Source organism: Streptomyces sp. NPDC102259, assembly GCF_044766465.1.
Classification (GTDB): domain Bacteria; phylum Actinomycetota; class Actinomycetes; order Streptomycetales; family Streptomycetaceae; genus Streptomyces.
On the sequence record NZ_JBIWMA010000032.1, the window covers coordinates 13,377 to 27,895 of the forward strand.

13 protein-coding genes are annotated in these 14,519 nt (G+C 71.9%); 5 read left to right on the forward strand and 8 right to left on the reverse strand.

Annotated features, from left to right (window positions below; translation table 11 throughout):
- Positions 1–16: 16 nt before the first annotated feature.
- Positions 17–1,219 carry a Gfo/Idh/MocA family protein gene (locus ACIRPU_RS39990; protein WP_403876782.1) on the forward strand — a complete coding sequence of 401 codons (1,203 nt, stop codon included), beginning with the start codon at positions 17–19 and terminating at the stop codon, positions 1,217–1,219.
- Positions 1,220–1,267: 48 nt separating this feature from the next.
- Here ACIRPU_RS39990 and ACIRPU_RS39995 read toward each other — a convergent pair whose 3' ends face one another.
- The gene (locus ACIRPU_RS39995; RefSeq protein ID WP_403876785.1) at positions 1,268–1,963 is read right to left on the reverse strand and encodes a L,D-transpeptidase family protein; all 696 of its coding nucleotides are present in this window, start codon (positions 1,961–1,963) and stop codon (positions 1,268–1,270) included.
- 223 nt (positions 1,964–2,186) lie between these two features.
- On the opposite strand from ACIRPU_RS39995, the gene ACIRPU_RS40000 reads away from it, so the two are divergent.
- On the forward strand, positions 2,187–3,578 hold the full coding sequence (locus ACIRPU_RS40000; RefSeq protein ID WP_403876788.1) for a pyridoxal phosphate-dependent decarboxylase family protein: 1,392 nt from the start codon (positions 2,187–2,189) through the stop codon (positions 3,576–3,578).
- On the opposite strand, the gene ACIRPU_RS40005 is transcribed toward ACIRPU_RS40000, so the two are convergent.
- Positions 3,556–4,836: an MFS transporter gene (locus tag ACIRPU_RS40005; protein WP_403876791.1), complete on the reverse strand. Its 1,281-nt coding sequence runs from the start codon at positions 4,834–4,836 to the stop codon at positions 3,556–3,558. The two genes, ACIRPU_RS40000 and ACIRPU_RS40005, sit on opposite strands and share 23 nt — an antisense overlap.
- Before the next feature lie 104 nt (positions 4,837–4,940).
- Between ACIRPU_RS40005 and ACIRPU_RS40010 the strand changes: the two genes are divergently transcribed.
- Positions 4,941–5,477: a hypothetical protein gene (locus tag ACIRPU_RS40010; RefSeq protein WP_403876793.1), complete on the forward strand. Its 537-nt coding sequence runs from the start codon at positions 4,941–4,943 to the stop codon at positions 5,475–5,477.
- A 4-nt stretch (positions 5,478–5,481) separates the two neighbouring features.
- Here ACIRPU_RS40010 and ACIRPU_RS40015 read toward each other — a convergent pair whose 3' ends face one another.
- The 3 genes from ACIRPU_RS40015 to ACIRPU_RS40025 form a co-directional block, all read right to left on the reverse strand.
- Positions 5,482–6,396, reverse strand: a complete 915-nt coding sequence (locus ACIRPU_RS40015) for an SDR family oxidoreductase (protein ID WP_403876795.1) — start codon at positions 6,394–6,396, stop codon at positions 5,482–5,484.
- A gap of 178 nt (positions 6,397–6,574) precedes the next feature.
- Positions 6,575–7,204, reverse strand: a complete 630-nt coding sequence (locus ACIRPU_RS40020) for an MBL fold metallo-hydrolase (RefSeq protein WP_403876799.1) — start codon at positions 7,202–7,204, stop codon at positions 6,575–6,577.
- On the reverse strand, positions 7,204–8,289 hold the full coding sequence (locus ACIRPU_RS40025; RefSeq protein WP_355702819.1) for an S-(hydroxymethyl)mycothiol dehydrogenase: 1,086 nt from the start codon (positions 8,287–8,289) through the stop codon (positions 7,204–7,206). Before ACIRPU_RS40025 ends, ACIRPU_RS40020 begins: the two co-directional genes overlap by 1 nt.
- 173 nt (positions 8,290–8,462) lie before the next feature.
- On the opposite strand from ACIRPU_RS40025, the gene ACIRPU_RS40030 reads away from it, so the two are divergent.
- Positions 8,463–10,217, forward strand: a complete 1,755-nt coding sequence (locus ACIRPU_RS40030) for an ABC transporter ATP-binding protein (RefSeq protein WP_403876803.1) — start codon at positions 8,463–8,465, stop codon at positions 10,215–10,217.
- Between the two features lie 67 nt (positions 10,218–10,284).
- On the opposite strand, the gene ACIRPU_RS40035 is transcribed toward ACIRPU_RS40030, so the two are convergent.
- Positions 10,285–10,581, reverse strand: a complete 297-nt coding sequence (locus ACIRPU_RS40035; protein WP_385569466.1) for a hypothetical protein — start codon at positions 10,579–10,581, stop codon at positions 10,285–10,287.
- A gap of 171 nt (positions 10,582–10,752) precedes the next feature.
- Between ACIRPU_RS40035 and ACIRPU_RS40040 the strand changes: the two genes are divergently transcribed.
- Positions 10,753–11,118 (forward strand): nuclear transport factor 2 family protein, encoded by a 366-nt coding sequence (locus tag ACIRPU_RS40040; RefSeq protein ID WP_355702816.1) that lies wholly within the window; start codon positions 10,753–10,755, stop codon positions 11,116–11,118.
- Between the two features lie 365 nt (positions 11,119–11,483).
- Here the strand turns inward: ACIRPU_RS40040 and ACIRPU_RS40045 are convergent, their stop codons facing one another.
- Together ACIRPU_RS40045 and ACIRPU_RS40050 are read right to left on the reverse strand one after the other, a co-directional pair.
- Positions 11,484–12,257 (reverse strand): hypothetical protein, encoded by a 774-nt coding sequence (locus tag ACIRPU_RS40045; RefSeq protein WP_403876807.1) that lies wholly within the window; start codon positions 12,255–12,257, stop codon positions 11,484–11,486.
- 144 nt (positions 12,258–12,401) lie between these two features.
- On the reverse strand, positions 12,402–14,360 hold the full coding sequence (locus ACIRPU_RS40050) for a ricin-type beta-trefoil lectin domain protein (RefSeq protein ID WP_403876810.1): 1,959 nt from the start codon (positions 14,358–14,360) through the stop codon (positions 12,402–12,404).
- Positions 14,361–14,519 lie beyond the last annotated feature (159 nt).

Here is a 14,519-nt window from a genome sequence, read left to right on the forward strand (position 1 = left end):
GAAGGGCACGCCCCACATGACGTTCTCCCTCGGCATCGTCGGTGCCGGACAGTTCTCGGGCCAGTTCGCCAAGCTGTTCCTGGCCCACCCCGGCGTCGGCGACGTGTACGTCACCGATCTGCTGCCCGAACGCGCCGAGCGGCTCGCCGCCGACGTGGGCCTGACCGGGACCTTCCCCTCGTACGAGGCGATGCTGGCGTCCGAGGCGGTCGACGCGGTCGCCGTCTTCACCCAGCGCTGGACTCACGGACCGCTGGTCCTGCAAGGCCTCGAGGCCGGCAAGCACGTCTACTCCGCCGTCCCCATGGCGATCACCATGGAGGAGATCGCGGCGATCATCGACGCCGTGCGGGCGACCGGGCTGACGTACATGATGGGCGAGACCAGCCAGTACAACCCGGCGACCGTGCACGCCCGCAACCAGATCGCGGAGGGCGCCTTCGGACGGATCTTCTACGCCGAGGGCGACTACGTCCACGACATGGACCTCGGCTTCTACGACGCCTACCAGTACAGCGGCGGCGAGAACTGGAAGGCGACCGCCAGCTATCCCCCGCTGCTGTACCCCACGCACTCGGTGGGCGGCGTCCTCGGCGCCTGGGGGACGCACGCGGTGAGCGTGTCGGCGATCGGTGTCGTCGACGAGCGGGGGGACGGCGTCTTCGACAAGGAGGTCAGCCAGTTCGGCAACGACTTCTCCAACGCCACCGCGCTGTTCGAGGTGGCGGGCGGCGGTTCGTTCCGCACGAACGAGTTCCGGCGGGTGGGATACCCGTCCCACATCCGCGAGTCCCGTTTCCGCTTCTTCGGCACCGAGGCGAGCATGGAGCAGCTCGCGACGGTGGCGCTGTGGCAGGACAAGAACGGGGTGAAGGACATCAGTGAGCTGCTCGAACCCAAGCCCACGCTGTCCCCCGACGACCCGTCGCTCCAGCACATCGCGCCCGAGCTGCGGGCCGCCTTCACCTCGGGTTCGGCACCCGTCCACGACCGTGCGCGGCTGCCGCGGGAGTTCGACGAGCTGCACAACGGGCACGAGGGCAGCCACCACTTCCTGGTGGACGACTTCGTGACCGCGGTCGGCACCCGTACGCTGCCGTCCGTGAACGCCTGGGTCGCGGCCCGCTACACCCTGCCGGGCATCGTCGCGCACGAGTCCGCGCGGCAGGGCGGGGCCAGGCTGGAGATCCCGGACTTCGGGGACGCGCCCGGGGCGTGACGCCCGGGACGGCCGGGCGCCCGCGCCACCTCGGTGACCTGGGTGGACTCAGGTGCCCGGCTTGCGGCCGTACACGAAGACGTCGTCGCCGTTCTTCAGCAGCGACCAGTACTTCTTGGCCGTCGTCGTGGTCATGTTGACGCAGCCGTGCGAGCCCGGCGGGTTCCACATGCTGAGGCCGACCGAGTGGAAGGCCTGGCCGCCGTCGAAGAACTGGCTGTAGGGCATCGGCACGTTGTAGATGCTCGACACATGGTCGATGTGCCGCCAGTAGATCTTCTTCAGACCGGTGCGGGTCTCGTACCCGTCGCGGCCGGTGCGGACCGGGACGGGCCCGTAGACGAGCTTGCTGCCGTCCTGGATCCAGCTGATCTGGAGGGTGAGGTTGACACAGGCGATGCGGCCCTTGTTGGTCGGGCACTTGCCGGCCTTGTTGGGCTTGTTGCCGACCGCCTTCTGCTTGTTCATGAGGTCCATCACGCCCCAGGTGACGGGCCCGGCGTAGCCGATGTTCGGGGTGATGCCGTGCTTGTTCTGGAAGGCCCGGATGGCCTTGCAGTCGGTGGTCGACTGCTTGCCGTCGACGGGCCGGCCGAGGAATTTCTCGACCTGCTTCTGGTACGGCCCGGCCTGCGTCGTACAGCTCGCGGCCTGCGCCGGCGCGGCGCCCAGCACCAGCGTCAGCGGCGCGACCAGGCCGGTGAGCCCGAGCACGACGGCCCCTCGTCTGCGTATGTCCCCCATGGCTGCCCTCTCCCTGGCACATCAGTGGCGATCTCTCCTTCGTAGACCACTGGGTACGGGTGTCGGTTGTAGGGCGGCCCGACCTGTGACAGAACAGTGAACTTCCTGTCCGCCCGATTGACCCGAACTGCCTTGTTTCTCCTGGTTCATCCGGTGGGACAGCGGTCCACTTTCCCCGAAGTGGACCCGGCGCCGCCCGCCGAACCCGTCCTAGGCTCGCCCTATGCACCGCACTCTCGCCGACGATCTCTCCCGGCTGCCCGAACTCCTCCAGTCCGCCCGAGACTTCGCCGCCCGTGAGGTGTCCGGCCTCGACGAGCGGCCGGTGGTCCGCCTCGCCGGGGCGCCCGACCGGGCGGTGCTGCCCGCCGAGGGGGCCGGGGCCGAGGGCGCTCTCGCGCGGTTCGCCGAGCACTGGGCGCCCGGGTTCTCCGGCTCGGCCGGGCCGCGCTACCTCGGCTTCGTCACGGGCGGGGCGACGCCCGCGTCGGTCGCCGGCGACTGGCTGACCAGTGCCTACGACCAGAACGTCTCCGGGGCGGGCGGCTCGTGGGCGGCGGCGCTGGAGCGGGAGACGGTGGCCTGGCTGCGTGAGCTGTTCGGGCTGGGCGAGGCGCACAGCGGGGCGTTCGTGACCGGCGCGACCGTCTCCACCACCGTCGGTCTCGCCGTCGCCCGGGAGTGGCTGGGCGAGCGGCTGGGGGTCGACGTGTCGCGGGCGGGCGCGGCCGCGCTGGGGCCGGTGGAGGTGCTCTCCGGCAGCCCGCACTCCAGTGTCGCCAAGGCCCTGTCGGTGCTGGGCATCGGCCGGGACCGGCTGCGGCAGGTGCCTGTGCTGCCGGGCGACCGGGAGGCCGTCGACGTCGCCGCGCTCGAGGCGGCGCTGGCCGCGCTGGACGGGCGGCCGGCGGTCGTCGTGGCCAACGCGGGCACCGTCAACACCGTCGACTTCGACGATCTGCGGGCGATCGCGGCCCTGAAGGAGCGGTACGACTTCTGGCTGCACGTGGACGCGGCGTTCGGCGGTTTCGCGGCCCTCTCCCCCGCGTACGCGCATCTCGTCGACGGGCTCGACGCGGCCGACTCGGTCTGCGTGGACCTGCACAAGTGGCTCAACGTGCCCTATGACGCGGCCGTGCAGTTCACCCGCCGCCGCGACCTCCAGGTACAGGTCTTCCACAACGCCTCGCCGTATCTGGGGCTGCCCACCGGCGAGCCCGACTTCGTCCATCTCACGCCGGAGAACTCCCGGCGGCTGCGCGCGCTCCCGGCCTGGTTCTCGCTGGTGGCCTACGGGCGCGACGGGCACCGCGAGATCGTCGAGCGGAACGTGGACCTCGCGGTCCGGCTCGGCGAGGGGGTCGCCGCGCTGGATGGTCTGCGGCTGCTGGCCCCGGTGCGGCTGAACGTCGTCTGCTTCACCCTCGCGGACGACCCGACGCCGGCGCGGGTCGGCGCGCTGGCGGAGGCCGTGGCCGCGTCCGGGGAGGCGTTCCTGACGCCGACGGTGTTCGGCGGGGTGCCGGCGCTGCGGGCGGCGTTCAGCAACTGGCGCACCTCGCGGGCGGACGGGGAGCGGGTGCTGGAGGCGCTCACCGCGGCACTTTCGGGCTGAGCGGCGCCGTGACCCGCTGCCGCGGGAGTTCCCGGCGGGTGCGGACCGGGGAGAGGAAGACGGGCAGGAAGTTCACCGCCAGCAGCGCGCCGCCCACCCAGAGGGCGACCCGCACTCCGGCCAGTTCGCCGATGAGGCCGGAGACGGCGGCGCCCACGGCCAGCGCCCCGGTCAGGATGAAACGGAAGGTGGCGTTCATCCGGCCCAGGAGGGCGTCCGGGGTCATCCGCTGGCGCAGGCTCACCCCCAGGACGTTGTCCACGCCGGTCTTGAGCAGGGTCAGCACCCAGGCCGCCCCCGCGATCCACAGCCAGGGCCCCCGGCCGATCAGGGGCACGAGCAGGGCCGCGGGCGCCAGGACCAGTCCGGTGAGGCCGAGCGCCCGGCCGTGTCCCAGACGTGCGGCCAGCGGCCGGGCGCACCACGCGCCGAGCAGCAGCCCGAGCCCGCCCGCCCCCCAGAACAGGCCCAACGCGCCTGCCGAGAGGCCGAGTTCACGGACGAACAGGATCGGCAGCATGGTGGTGACGATCTGCGAGCCGAAGTTGCTGAGGGCGGCGGTGAGCGCGAGCGCGCGCAGCTCACGGTCGCCGAGGACGTGCCGTACGCCCTCCGCGATCTGGGCGCCCAGTCGGCTCGCGGGCGCCGGACGGGGCGGGTCGTCGCCCGGCCGCAGCGCGCAGAGCTGGAGCGCGGAGACGAGGTAGGCGCCGGCCGCGCAGAGCACGGCCACGGGTGCGGTGAGCAGTTGGACGAGTCCGCCGCCCGCGCCACGTCCCGCGATGTTGCCCACGGCCTGGAGGCTCACGACGGCCGTATTGGCCCGCACCAGGGCGGCGCGGCCGACCAGTCGGGGCAGCACGCTCTGCGAGCCGACGTCGAAGAACACGGTCGCGCACCCGTTGAGCAGGACCACCGCGTACAGATGGGCGAGGGTGAGCGCGTCGGACCACCACGCGACGGGCACGGAGGAGAACAGCACGGCCCGGCCCAGATCCGCGCCGATCAGGATGCGGCCGTGCCGCATCCGGTCCACCCAGACCCCGGCCGGCAGCCCGATGAGGAGGAAGGCGACCGTGCTCAGCGCGGCGAGGGCGCCGACCTGTCCGGGACTCGCGTCGAGCGCGGTCACCGCGACGAGGGGTACGGCGACATAGCTCACGTTCGTGCCGAGTTGGCTCAGCGCGGAGGCCGAGAACAGGACGCGGAAGTCGCGGACGCGCCAGGGTGAGGCGGCCGGTTCGGTGGAGGTCTGCACGGTTGCACGCTGCCCGACGCCCGGCGGGCAGGACAAGTGAAATGATCTGCACGGGCCGTTAAGCGCCTCTACCACGTCACCGACAGGACGGAGCTCGTGCGGAGATGACCGCGTTCCTCCAGCAACTCCCGGCTCTCATAGGCGTCGTGGTCGGCGCCCTCGGCTCGTATCTGGCGATCGTGCGCAGTGACGGGGCCAGGTTCCGGCGCGAGTCGGCGGCCCGGTGGGAGGAGCGGCGGCTGAGCGTGTACGGCGACTACGCGCGGGCCCTGAAGAGGTCGGTGAACCTGACCTACCGCGTCGCCTCCCACCTCGGCAACGACCCGCACCCGCACCCCTTGTCCCCCGCGCAGGCCGAGCCGCTGCTCGCGGAGGCGACCGACGGACGCGACCCGGCGGGAGAGGCGCTGATCATGCTGGGCAGCCGGGAGGTGGTGGACCGGGCGCGGGAGTGGGTGACCACGGTGATGGACATGGAGCGGTTCATGCGCGAGGGGACGCACGATCCGAAGGCCTGGCAGGCACTGCTCGAGCGGCAGCGGGCCGGCCGCGAGGGGTACTACGCCGCCGTACGCGAGGATCTCGCTCTGCCGCCGGGGCACCCGGCGCGCTGGCCGACCGTTCCGCTCTCTGGCTCCTGAGCGCTCAGCGGTAGCCCGTGGTGTCCGCCGCCTTCCCGGGGTCCTGCACCTCGACCATGTAGCGCCAGGCGTCCGGACGGCTGCCGTCGAGGTCGGTGAAGCCGTACACCGGGGCGAGGCCCCCGCTGGACAGGGATCCGCCGTTGAAGCGGGCCACGTCGGGGTCGGCGGCCAGGGCGGCGACCGCCCGGCCGACGTAGCGGGGCGTCTCCGAGATGGCGAAGTGGGGGACGCGTTCGAGGGCGTCGCGCCAGTTGTCCTCGCGGACGCCGAACTGTTCGAGCATCAGCTCCGACCGCAGCCAGCCGGGGGTGAGCGCGACGGCGGTGGCGCCGCGCGGCCCGAGTTCGTGGCCGAGGGCGAAGGCCATGCGCAGGACGGACGTCTTGGCGAGGTCGTAGAAGAAGTTCACGCGATAGGTGTCACGGTTGTACTCGGTGGTTCCGTCGGTCATCTCGACGACCAGTCCGCCGGGCCGGCGCAGCAGCAGCGGCAGCGCGTGGTGGCTGGTGATCGCGTGGGTCTCGACGGCGAGCCGGAGCAGCCGGAGCCCGTGGTCGAGGTCGTGCTCCCAGACCGGGGTGTCCCAGGCGAAGAGGTGCTCGGCGCCCCAGATGTCGTTGACGAGGACGTCGAGGCGGCCCCGCTCGTCGGCGACGCGGTCGACGAGGGCGCGGACCTGGGCCGGGTCGAGGTGGTCGGTGGGCACGGCGATGCCGTGGCCGCCCGCCTCGGTGACCAGGTCGGCGGTGTCCTCGATCGTCTCGGGGCGGTCGGACTCGGAGCGCCGGGCGCGGGTGGTGCGTCCCGTCACGTAGACGGTGGCGCCGGCCGCCCCCAGTTCCACGGCGATGCCGCGTCCCGCACCCCGTGTCGCCCCGGCGACCAGGGCGACCTTGCCTTCCAGCGGACCGGACATGTCCGACCTCCTGCGCGTGTTTTCCGTCGGTGTCGTCATCGAGGATCGATGGCGTGCACGAGGATCGCGCGGAAGCCGGACATCTCCTGTCGCCTTTCCCCGGCCGGGTCACCCGGTCGGGTCACGCGGTCGGGTCACGCGGTCGGGTCACGCGGTCGGGCGCGGGCCGCGGGCGTCGTCAGTGCCCCCGGGCGATCCACTCCTCCAGGTGCGGCGCCTCCGCGCCGATGGTCGTCGCGTCGCCGTGTCCGGTCAGCACCTTCGTCTCGGGCGGCAGGGCGAGCAGCCGGTCCCTGATGGAGGTGATGATCGTCGGGAAGTGGGAGTAGGAGCGACCGGTGGCGCCCGGTCCGCCCTGGAACAGGGTGTCGCCGGTGAAGAGCACCCCGAGGCCGGGGTCGTGGAGACAGACCGCGCCGGGCGCGTGCCCGGGAGTGTGCAGGACGGTGAGGTCGGCGCCGGCGGCCTCGATGACCTGGCCGTCGGCCAGGTGGGCGTCGGGATCGCGGTCCGGGTGGGTGAGCTTCCACAGCGGCAGGTCGTCGGGGTGCAGCCAGATCGTGGCGCCGGTGGCGTCGGCGAGGGCGGGCGCGGCGGAGACGTGGTCGTTGTGGGCGTGGGTGCACACGATGGCCGTCAGCCGGCGGTCGCCCACGGCGGCCAGGATGGCGTCGGCGTCGTGCGCGGCGTCGATGACGATCGCCTCGTGGTCGTCGCCGACGATCCACACGTTGTTGTCGACGTCCCAGGTGCCGCCGTCGAGGCTGAACTGGCCTGAGGTGACGAGGCGGTCGATGCGCGCGGCCATCACAGCACCACCACCGAGCGCAGGACGTCTCCGTGGTGCATGCGCTCGAACGCCTGCTCCACCTCGTCGAGTCGGATGGTCTCGGTCACGAACGCCCCCAGATCCAGGCGGCCCTGCAGATGCAGATCGATCAGCATCGGGAAGTCACGCGAGGGCAGGCAGTCGCCGTACCAGGACGACTTCAGCGTGCCACCGCGCCCGAAGACGTCGAGCAGAGGCAGTTCGAGCTTCATCTCCGGCGTCGGTACGCCGACCAGGACGACCGTGCCGGCGAGATCACGGGCGTAGAAGGCCTGCTTGTAGGTCTCCGGACGGCCGACGGCCTCGATCACCACGTCCGCGCCGAAGCCGCCGGTCAGCTCGCGGATCGCCTCGACGGGGTCGGCCTCCTTGGAGTTGACCGTGTGCGTGGCGCCCATCTTCCGGGCGGTCTCGAGCTTGCGGTCGTCGATGTCGACGGCGATGATCTTCGCGGCGCCGGCCAGGTTCGACCCGGCGATCGCCGCGTCGCCGACACCGCCGCAGCCGATCACCGCGACCGTGTCGCCGCGGCCGACGTTGCCGGTGTTGATGGCCGCGCCGATGCCCGCCATCACCCCGCAGCCCAGCAGCCCCGCCACCGCGGCCGACACCGACGCGTCGACCTTCGTGCACTGCCCGGCCGCCACCAGGGTCTTCTCGGCGAACGCCCCGATGCCCAGCGCCGGAGACAGTTCGGTGCCGTCGGTCAGCGTCATCCGCTGCTTCGCGTTGTGGGTGTCGAAGCAGTACCAGGGGCGGCCGCGCAGACACGCCCGACAGTGCCCGCACACCGCACGCCAGTTCAGGATCACGAAATCGCCGGGCGCGACGTCGGTGACGCCCTCGCCGACCGACTCCACCACACCCGCCGCCTCATGGCCGAGCAGGAAGGGGAACTCGTCGTTGATCCCGCCCTGCTTGTAGTGCAGGTCGGTATGGCAGACCCCACAGGCCTGCACCTGCACCACGGCCTCGCCGGGACCGGGGTCGGGGATCACGATCGTCTCCACCCGTACCGGCTCGTTCTTCCCCGGCGCGATCACTGCGCGCACTTCCTGCGGCATGGTGCTGCCCCTTTCGTCGGCGGTCGTCCGTCCCGCTGCCGACCCTACGCGTGACTGATCGGTAAGGGCACGGGCGGCAGGGCCGACGCCCGCTCCGAACACGCCCTTCCCGGCCACGGCACCCGGCGGCCGACGTAGCCTGAGGCCTGCCACCCGACCCCCCGAGGAGCCCCGTGACCATCGCAGAGACCGCCGGCGGCCGACCCCCGTGGCGGCTGTTGCTCGACTACGTACGGCCACACCGCTGGTCCCTGCTGGCCGGCGCGGCGCTGTCGCTCGTCACCGGCGCCACCGGACTGCTCCTGCCCCTGGTGGCGCGGAAGTTGATCGACGACCTGGGCCATGACCGCGCGATAACCGGGGCGTTGCTCGCACTGACGGCACTGGTCGTCGCCAACTCGGCCGTGGGTGCGCTGGGTTCGTTCGTACTGCGGCGCACCGCGGAGTCGGTGGTGCTCGGCGCGCGGCGGGCGCTGTCCTCGTATCTGCTGCGGCTGCGGATCACGGCCGTCGACCGGAGCGAGCCCGGCGACCTCATGGCCCGCATCACCTCCGACACGACACTGCTGCGCGAGGTGACCACCGACTCGTTGGTGGGCCTCGGCACGGGCGGGCTCACGCTGGCCGCCACGGTCGTGATGATGGGCCTGGTGGACCCGGTGCTGCTGGGGGTCACCCTGGCCGTGATCCTCTGTGCGGGGACGGTCCTGGGCGTGATCGTGCCGCGCATCAACCGGGCCAGCCGCCGGGCGCAGGACGCGGTCGGAGTGATGGGCGCCTCGCTGGAGCGGGTGCTCGGCTCGCTGCGCACGGTGAAGGCGTCGGGCGCGGAGCACCGTGAGGAGGCGACGCTGCACGCGGCGGCCGAGGAGTCCTGGCGGCAGAGCGTCCGCGCCGCCAAGTGGCAGGCGGCGGCGGGCAACACGGCCGGCCTGGCGATGCAGACGGCCTTCATCACCGTCCTCGCGGTGGGCGGGGCGCGGGTCGCGACGGGTGCGATCGAGATCGGCACACTGGTGGCGTTCCTGCTGTACGTCTTCTATCTGATGTCGCCGATCCAGCAGCTCGTCGGCGCGATCACCCAGTACCAGACGGGTTCGGCGGCCCTCAGCCGCATCGAGGAGGCCCTGCGACTGCCCGCCGAGCCGGCGTCCCGGCCCGAGCCGCTGCCCTCCTCCACCGCCGAACCGGCCTCGCTGGACTTCGCCGACGTCCGGTTCCGGTACGCCGACGACCTGCCGTACGTCCACCACGGGGTGACGTTCACCGTGCCGGCCCGGGGCATGACGGCGTTCGTCGGCCCTTCGGGCGCGGGCAAGACCACGGTGTTCTCGCTCATCGAGCGGTTCTACGACCCGGAGTCCGGCACGATCGCCCTCGACGGGCGCGACCTCGCCGAGTGGGAGCTGTCCCGGCTGCGCTCCGCCATCGGCTACGTCGAGCAGGACGCCCCCGTGCTGTCCGGCTCGCTGCGCGACAACCTGCTGCTGGGGAACGCGTCGGCGGACGACGACACCGTGCGGGGCGTGCTGAAGACGACCCGCCTGGAGGACCTGGTCGAACGGCTGCCGCACGGGCTGGACACGCTGGTCGGGCATCGCGGGACGAAGCTGTCCGGCGGCGAGCGGCAGCGGGTGGCCATCGCCCGCGCGCTGCTGCGCCGCCCGCGGCTCCTCCTCCTGGACGAGGCGACGTCCCAGTTGGACGCGGTGAACGAGGCGGCGCTGCGCGACACCGTGGCCGACGTCGCCCGGACGACCACCGTCCTCGTCGTCGCGCACCGGTTGTCGACGGTCACGACGGCCGACCGGATCGTCGTCATGGACGCGGGCCGGGTCCGCGCGGTGGGAACGCACCGTGAACTCGTCGCCGGCGACCCGCTCTACGCGGAGCTGGCGGCCACACAGTTCCTGGCGACGGTCGAGTGACCGGCTCCGCACACGCGTGGGGGCCGCCCGGTCGTCCGGACGGCCCCCACGGGGTGCGGTGAGACGCTCAGCCGATCGCGGGCAGCAGCCCGGTCACGGGCGCGACGAGGTCGGTGATCTGGTGCAGCTCGTTCAGCTTCTCGAGCTCGCTGACCTTGTTGAGCTCGCCCAGCTGCCGGGAGACGGGCGGCAGGTCGGCACGGTGTTCCGCGGGAATCTGGCTCGTGGCGAGCGAGTCCAGCACGGTCATCGGGTTCAGTTGGCCGGTGGCCGGAGCGTCGGCCGCGCTCGCCATGGGCGCCGCGAGGCCCGTGACCCCGGCGGCGAGTGCGGCGAGAGCGGCGATGCGTCGAGTGGAGATCATGTCTACAGCAACGCCCCCGGCGCCCTCACGGACACGGGTGGGCGGCGTCGCTCACCCGACAGGCGGACGGGACCGGCTGCGCTTGCCGAGCCGGGCCTGCCGGAGGAGCCTCGAAGGTGAGGGTCGGGCGGTCCGACCTCCCCTCGGCCGCGGCCCTCGCAGGAGGTCACCATGGGCACCGCGGCAGGATCCGCCTTCGACACCGAGACACTGCGCAGAGGCATAGAAGGACAGACCCCGACGACACTGCTGTCGCTCTACGCCGACGACGCGGAACTGCACGTCATCGACCACAACTCCCAGCCGAGCCGGCCCACGGTGCTGCACGGCCGGGACGAGATCGGCCGGATGCTCGACGACGTCTACAGCCGGGACATGACCCACAAGCTGGAGGAGTGCATCGTCCAGGGCGACCGCGCCGCCTTCAGCGAGTCCTGCCGGTACACGGACGGCGTGCGCGTCCTCGCCGAGTCGATGATCACGTTGCGGGACGGCAAGATCGTCGAGCAGACCATGATCCAGGCATGGGACGAGTAGGGAGGAAGACCGCCGGGGTCCAGGTCACTTCACGGCTGACCTGGACCTTCTCGGTGCGGGCGGCACGGGGGCGGTCGCGGCCGGCCCGTTCTTCGCTGCCGGCACCGGTTGCCGCGGCGGGTGGGATGGTGTCCGTCGCTCTGCTGCGGAACATGCTGCGAGCAGTGCGCCCGCGTCCGCTTCCTCCGTCGCCGCGTGCCTCCCGAACCCGGCACGGCCGGCGTCGGTGAGCCGTACCGGCACGCGCCGAACCACCCTCGCCCTTCCCCCGTGAGCCGGTCGGCACCGTCCCCTGCGGCCCCGGCGCCGACGTCGCCCACGGCTCGCGCGGACCGGATCCGACGCCCCGCACCGGGCAGTTGACGTCAGGCCCGCGCCGGCGCGCCCCCCGCGTCGGCTGGGGTGTTCTCGGCGGCGATACGCACCAGGCGCCGGATCACCGCGCTCAGCCTCGCCAGCGCCACCGCCGTACCGGCGCAGACGGGAATCGCGGGCCAGTACGCGAGGACGTGCCCGAAGGCCGCGTGGACGAGGAGGGCGAGCAGCGCCGCCAGGCCGACGGCCGCCCCGAGTGCGCAAGGTCCGAAGCGGTCGTCGCGGCTCACCCGGGGCCGGCCCGTCAGGGCCGCCAGGAGGGCTGCGACGGACACCGCGAGGGAGATCAGCCAGGTCGTCGTCAACGGCGTCAGCACGATCAGCGTCACGTCCAGCGTCCCGAAGTGCCAGCCCCGCCACACGTCCTGGCCGTCGATCTCCACGACCCGGCCGTGCCACAGGCCGACCACGACCCGCTTGCCCTTCCAGAGGTGCTGCCCGACCTGGTCCGCGACCTTGTCGACCCTCTTCCGCCCTTCGTCCAGGGCGAGTCGGACGGTGTACTCGGTGTGGGTGAAGTACGCGCCGTTGCCGCCCGCCTGTCCGCCGCCCGCGTGTCCGGACACCGTGTGCGAGGTCAGCTCCGTCACGCTCGCGCCCGCCGTGCGCAGGGATCCGTCCGACCGGGCGAGCGCCACGGCCGTCTCCTCGTAGGTGCGTCCGGCGAGCAGCAGGATCAGGACGGCCATGACGAGGCGGAACAGCACCCGCCGCACGCGTCCTCCCCCGCTCCTGACCGGCTCGGCCTCGCTGGTGTCCGACATGGTCCCCCTGGTCCCGTGCGTCGACTGGTCCGGCACGTCGACAGACACGGGAAATGCCCGGCCGGTTCCCGCCACCGGTCCTCGGGCGTCGCTGCGCGAGGGCGGCGGGTGCCCGGCCCGTGGGTCGGGCGCCCGCCGGGAGGGTCAGGTCAGCGTCCACTTCTGGTTGTCGGCGGTGCCGCAGGTCCAGAGCACCATCGGGGTGCGGTTGGCCGTGCCCGCCCCGTTGGCGTCGAGGCACAGCCCCGCGTTGACGTTGGTGATCGTGCCGTCGCTGTTGACGTTCCACTTCTGGTTGTTCTGGCCGTTGCAGTCCCAGATGACGACCTTGGTGCCGTTGGTGGTGCCGAGGTTGTAGGCGTCCAGGCACTTGTTCCCGTACACCACGAGTTCCTTGCGGGAGGTGTACGTCCAGGCCTGGTTGGAGCCGCCGTTGCAGTCCCACAGTTCGGCCTGGGTGCCGTTGGTGATGGTGCTGTCGTACAGGTCCAGGCAGCGGCCGGACTGCTTGCCGACGACCAGGGCGCCGTTCGCGCCGGCCAGGGGCTTGACCGTGATGTCGGCGAGGGTCGGGGCGCCCGTGAAGGCGAGCGTGTTGGACGAGCCCTTCGACAGGGCCACCTGGAGGGTGATCGTGCCCTGCGCGGAGCCCGTCGGCGGGAAGGAGACCGTCGTCGCCGTCTGGCCGTTGACCTTCAGCGTCGCGGTACGGGCGGTGGCGGCGGTGTTGGTGTAGGCGACGTCGACGACCTTCAGGCCGGTGTTCCCGGCGACGACGCCGGAGAAGCTCGACGTGCCGGTGTACGTGCTGCCCGACGCCTCGGTGCCGCCGGTGACGGTGAGCATGACCGAACCGCCCGCCGGGACGCTCGCCGTGTAGCTCGTGGCGTACGAGCCGACGTCGGCGCGGGCCCACAGGTCACGGACGGTGGCGGAGGCGTTGGTCAGACCCAGGTCGGACCAGCGGACGGTGATGTTCTGGGCGGAGGAGGTGCGGTTGAGCAGGACGACGGCACGCCTGCCGCTGCCCGACAGGACCTTGCCGAACACCTGCGCGCCACTGGCGTCCTCGGCGACCTTGACGCCCTGGAGGCCGCGCGCGTCCTGGTCCACGGCGACGACCTCGGGGTTCTTGAGGATGTTCGCCGTCTCCGTCGTCATCGTGGTCAGGTCGTTGCCGGCGAGGAGCGGGGCGCCGGAGACCGCCCACAGGTTCATGTGGGTGCGGTTCTGGGCGGCGGTGAAGCCGTCCATGCCGACCATCAGCATGTCCGGGTCGTTGTAGTAGCCGGTGTGCTGGGCGGTGGGGTGCAGGCCCTGGTCGAAGTTGGACAGCAGGTTCGTCATCGACGGCTTGTTGCCGTAGTAGACGATGTCGGTGCTGGTGCGGAACATCGGGGCGAGGCCGGGGGCCCAGTTCCAGGTGTTCTGGTAGCCCCAGTTGCACAGGGAGAGGGTGAGCGGGCGGCCGGTGGCGGCCGTCGCCTTCGTGACGGCGCCGCTGATCGCGGTGTACGTCGTCGCCGCGTTCAGGCCCTCGGCGTCACCGCCGCACCAGTCGACCTTCACGAAGTCGAAGCCCCACTGCGAGAACTGGAGCATGTCCTGGTCGTAGTGGCCCTCGCTGCCGCTGCCCGGGGCGGCGGGCCGGCCGGTCGGGTAGTAGTAGCCGCAGCCGTCCTTGCCCGCGTCCGTGTAGATCCCGGCCTTGAGGCCCTTGCCGTGGATGTAGTCGGCGATGGCGCTCATGCCGCCGGGCCACTCGGACTCGTCGACGGTGATGTTGCCCCCGCTGTCGCGGGTGCCCTGCCACCAGCCCTCGTCGATGTCGATGTACTTGTACCCGGCCGCCGGCAGACCCGCGGCGACGAACGCGTCGACCTGCTGCTTGATGACGCTGTAGTCGATCTTCGCGGCGAAGCTGTTCCAGGAGGCCCAGCCCATCGGGGCGGTGGGCACGGCGATCTGCCGCGAGGTCGCGGCCTGGGCCGCGCCGGGCTGGGCGAACAGCAGGGCGGCGGTCACCGTCAGCAGCAGGGCGAGCATCCGTGCGGCGGCGGATCTCCAGCGCCGGGCCGGGTGCGCGGGGGGTGGGGGAAACATACGGCGGCTCCAGGCTTCGAAATATCGAACAAGGGTCGGCGAACCGAACGCGTTGCGCGCCGAAAGTAGAGCCGCCGGAGAGTGAAGTCAACGGCTGCGACAGAAGTGATGTGACCGTTCTCAAAAGCGGAAGTGGCCGCATTCGTACGGTCGTTCACC

Bases quoted from the DNA above. Each gene is read 5' to 3' on its own strand.
- ACIRPU_RS39990 (WP_403876782.1), top strand. From the start codon at position 17: ATGACGTTCTCCCTCGGCATCGTCGGTGCCGGACAGTTCTCGGGCCAG.
- ACIRPU_RS40035 (WP_385569466.1), bottom strand. From the start codon at position 10,581: ATGATCTCCACTCGACGCATCGCCGCTCTCGCCGCACTCGCCGCCGGG.
- ACIRPU_RS40020 (WP_403876799.1), bottom strand. From the start codon at position 7,204: ATGGCCGCGCGCATCGACCGCCTCGTCACCTCAGGCCAGTTCAGCCTC.
- ACIRPU_RS40000 (WP_403876788.1), top strand. From the start codon at position 2,187: ATGCACCGCACTCTCGCCGACGATCTCTCCCGGCTGCCCGAACTCCTC.
- ACIRPU_RS40025 (WP_355702819.1), bottom strand. From the start codon at position 8,289: ATGCCGCAGGAAGTGCGCGCAGTGATCGCGCCGGGGAAGAACGAGCCG.
- ACIRPU_RS40015 (WP_403876795.1), bottom strand. From the start codon at position 6,396: ATGTCCGGTCCGCTGGAAGGCAAGGTCGCCCTGGTCGCCGGGGCGACA.
- ACIRPU_RS40040 (WP_355702816.1), top strand. From the start codon at position 10,753: ATGGGCACCGCGGCAGGATCCGCCTTCGACACCGAGACACTGCGCAGA.
- ACIRPU_RS40050 (WP_403876810.1), bottom strand. From the start codon at position 14,360: ATGTTTCCCCCACCCCCCGCGCACCCGGCCCGGCGCTGGAGATCCGCC.
- ACIRPU_RS39995 (WP_403876785.1), bottom strand. From the start codon at position 1,963: ATGGGGGACATACGCAGACGAGGGGCCGTCGTGCTCGGGCTCACCGGC.
- ACIRPU_RS40045 (WP_403876807.1), bottom strand. From the start codon at position 12,257: ATGTCGGACACCAGCGAGGCCGAGCCGGTCAGGAGCGGGGGAGGACGC.
- ACIRPU_RS40010 (WP_403876793.1), top strand. From the start codon at position 4,941: ATGACCGCGTTCCTCCAGCAACTCCCGGCTCTCATAGGCGTCGTGGTC.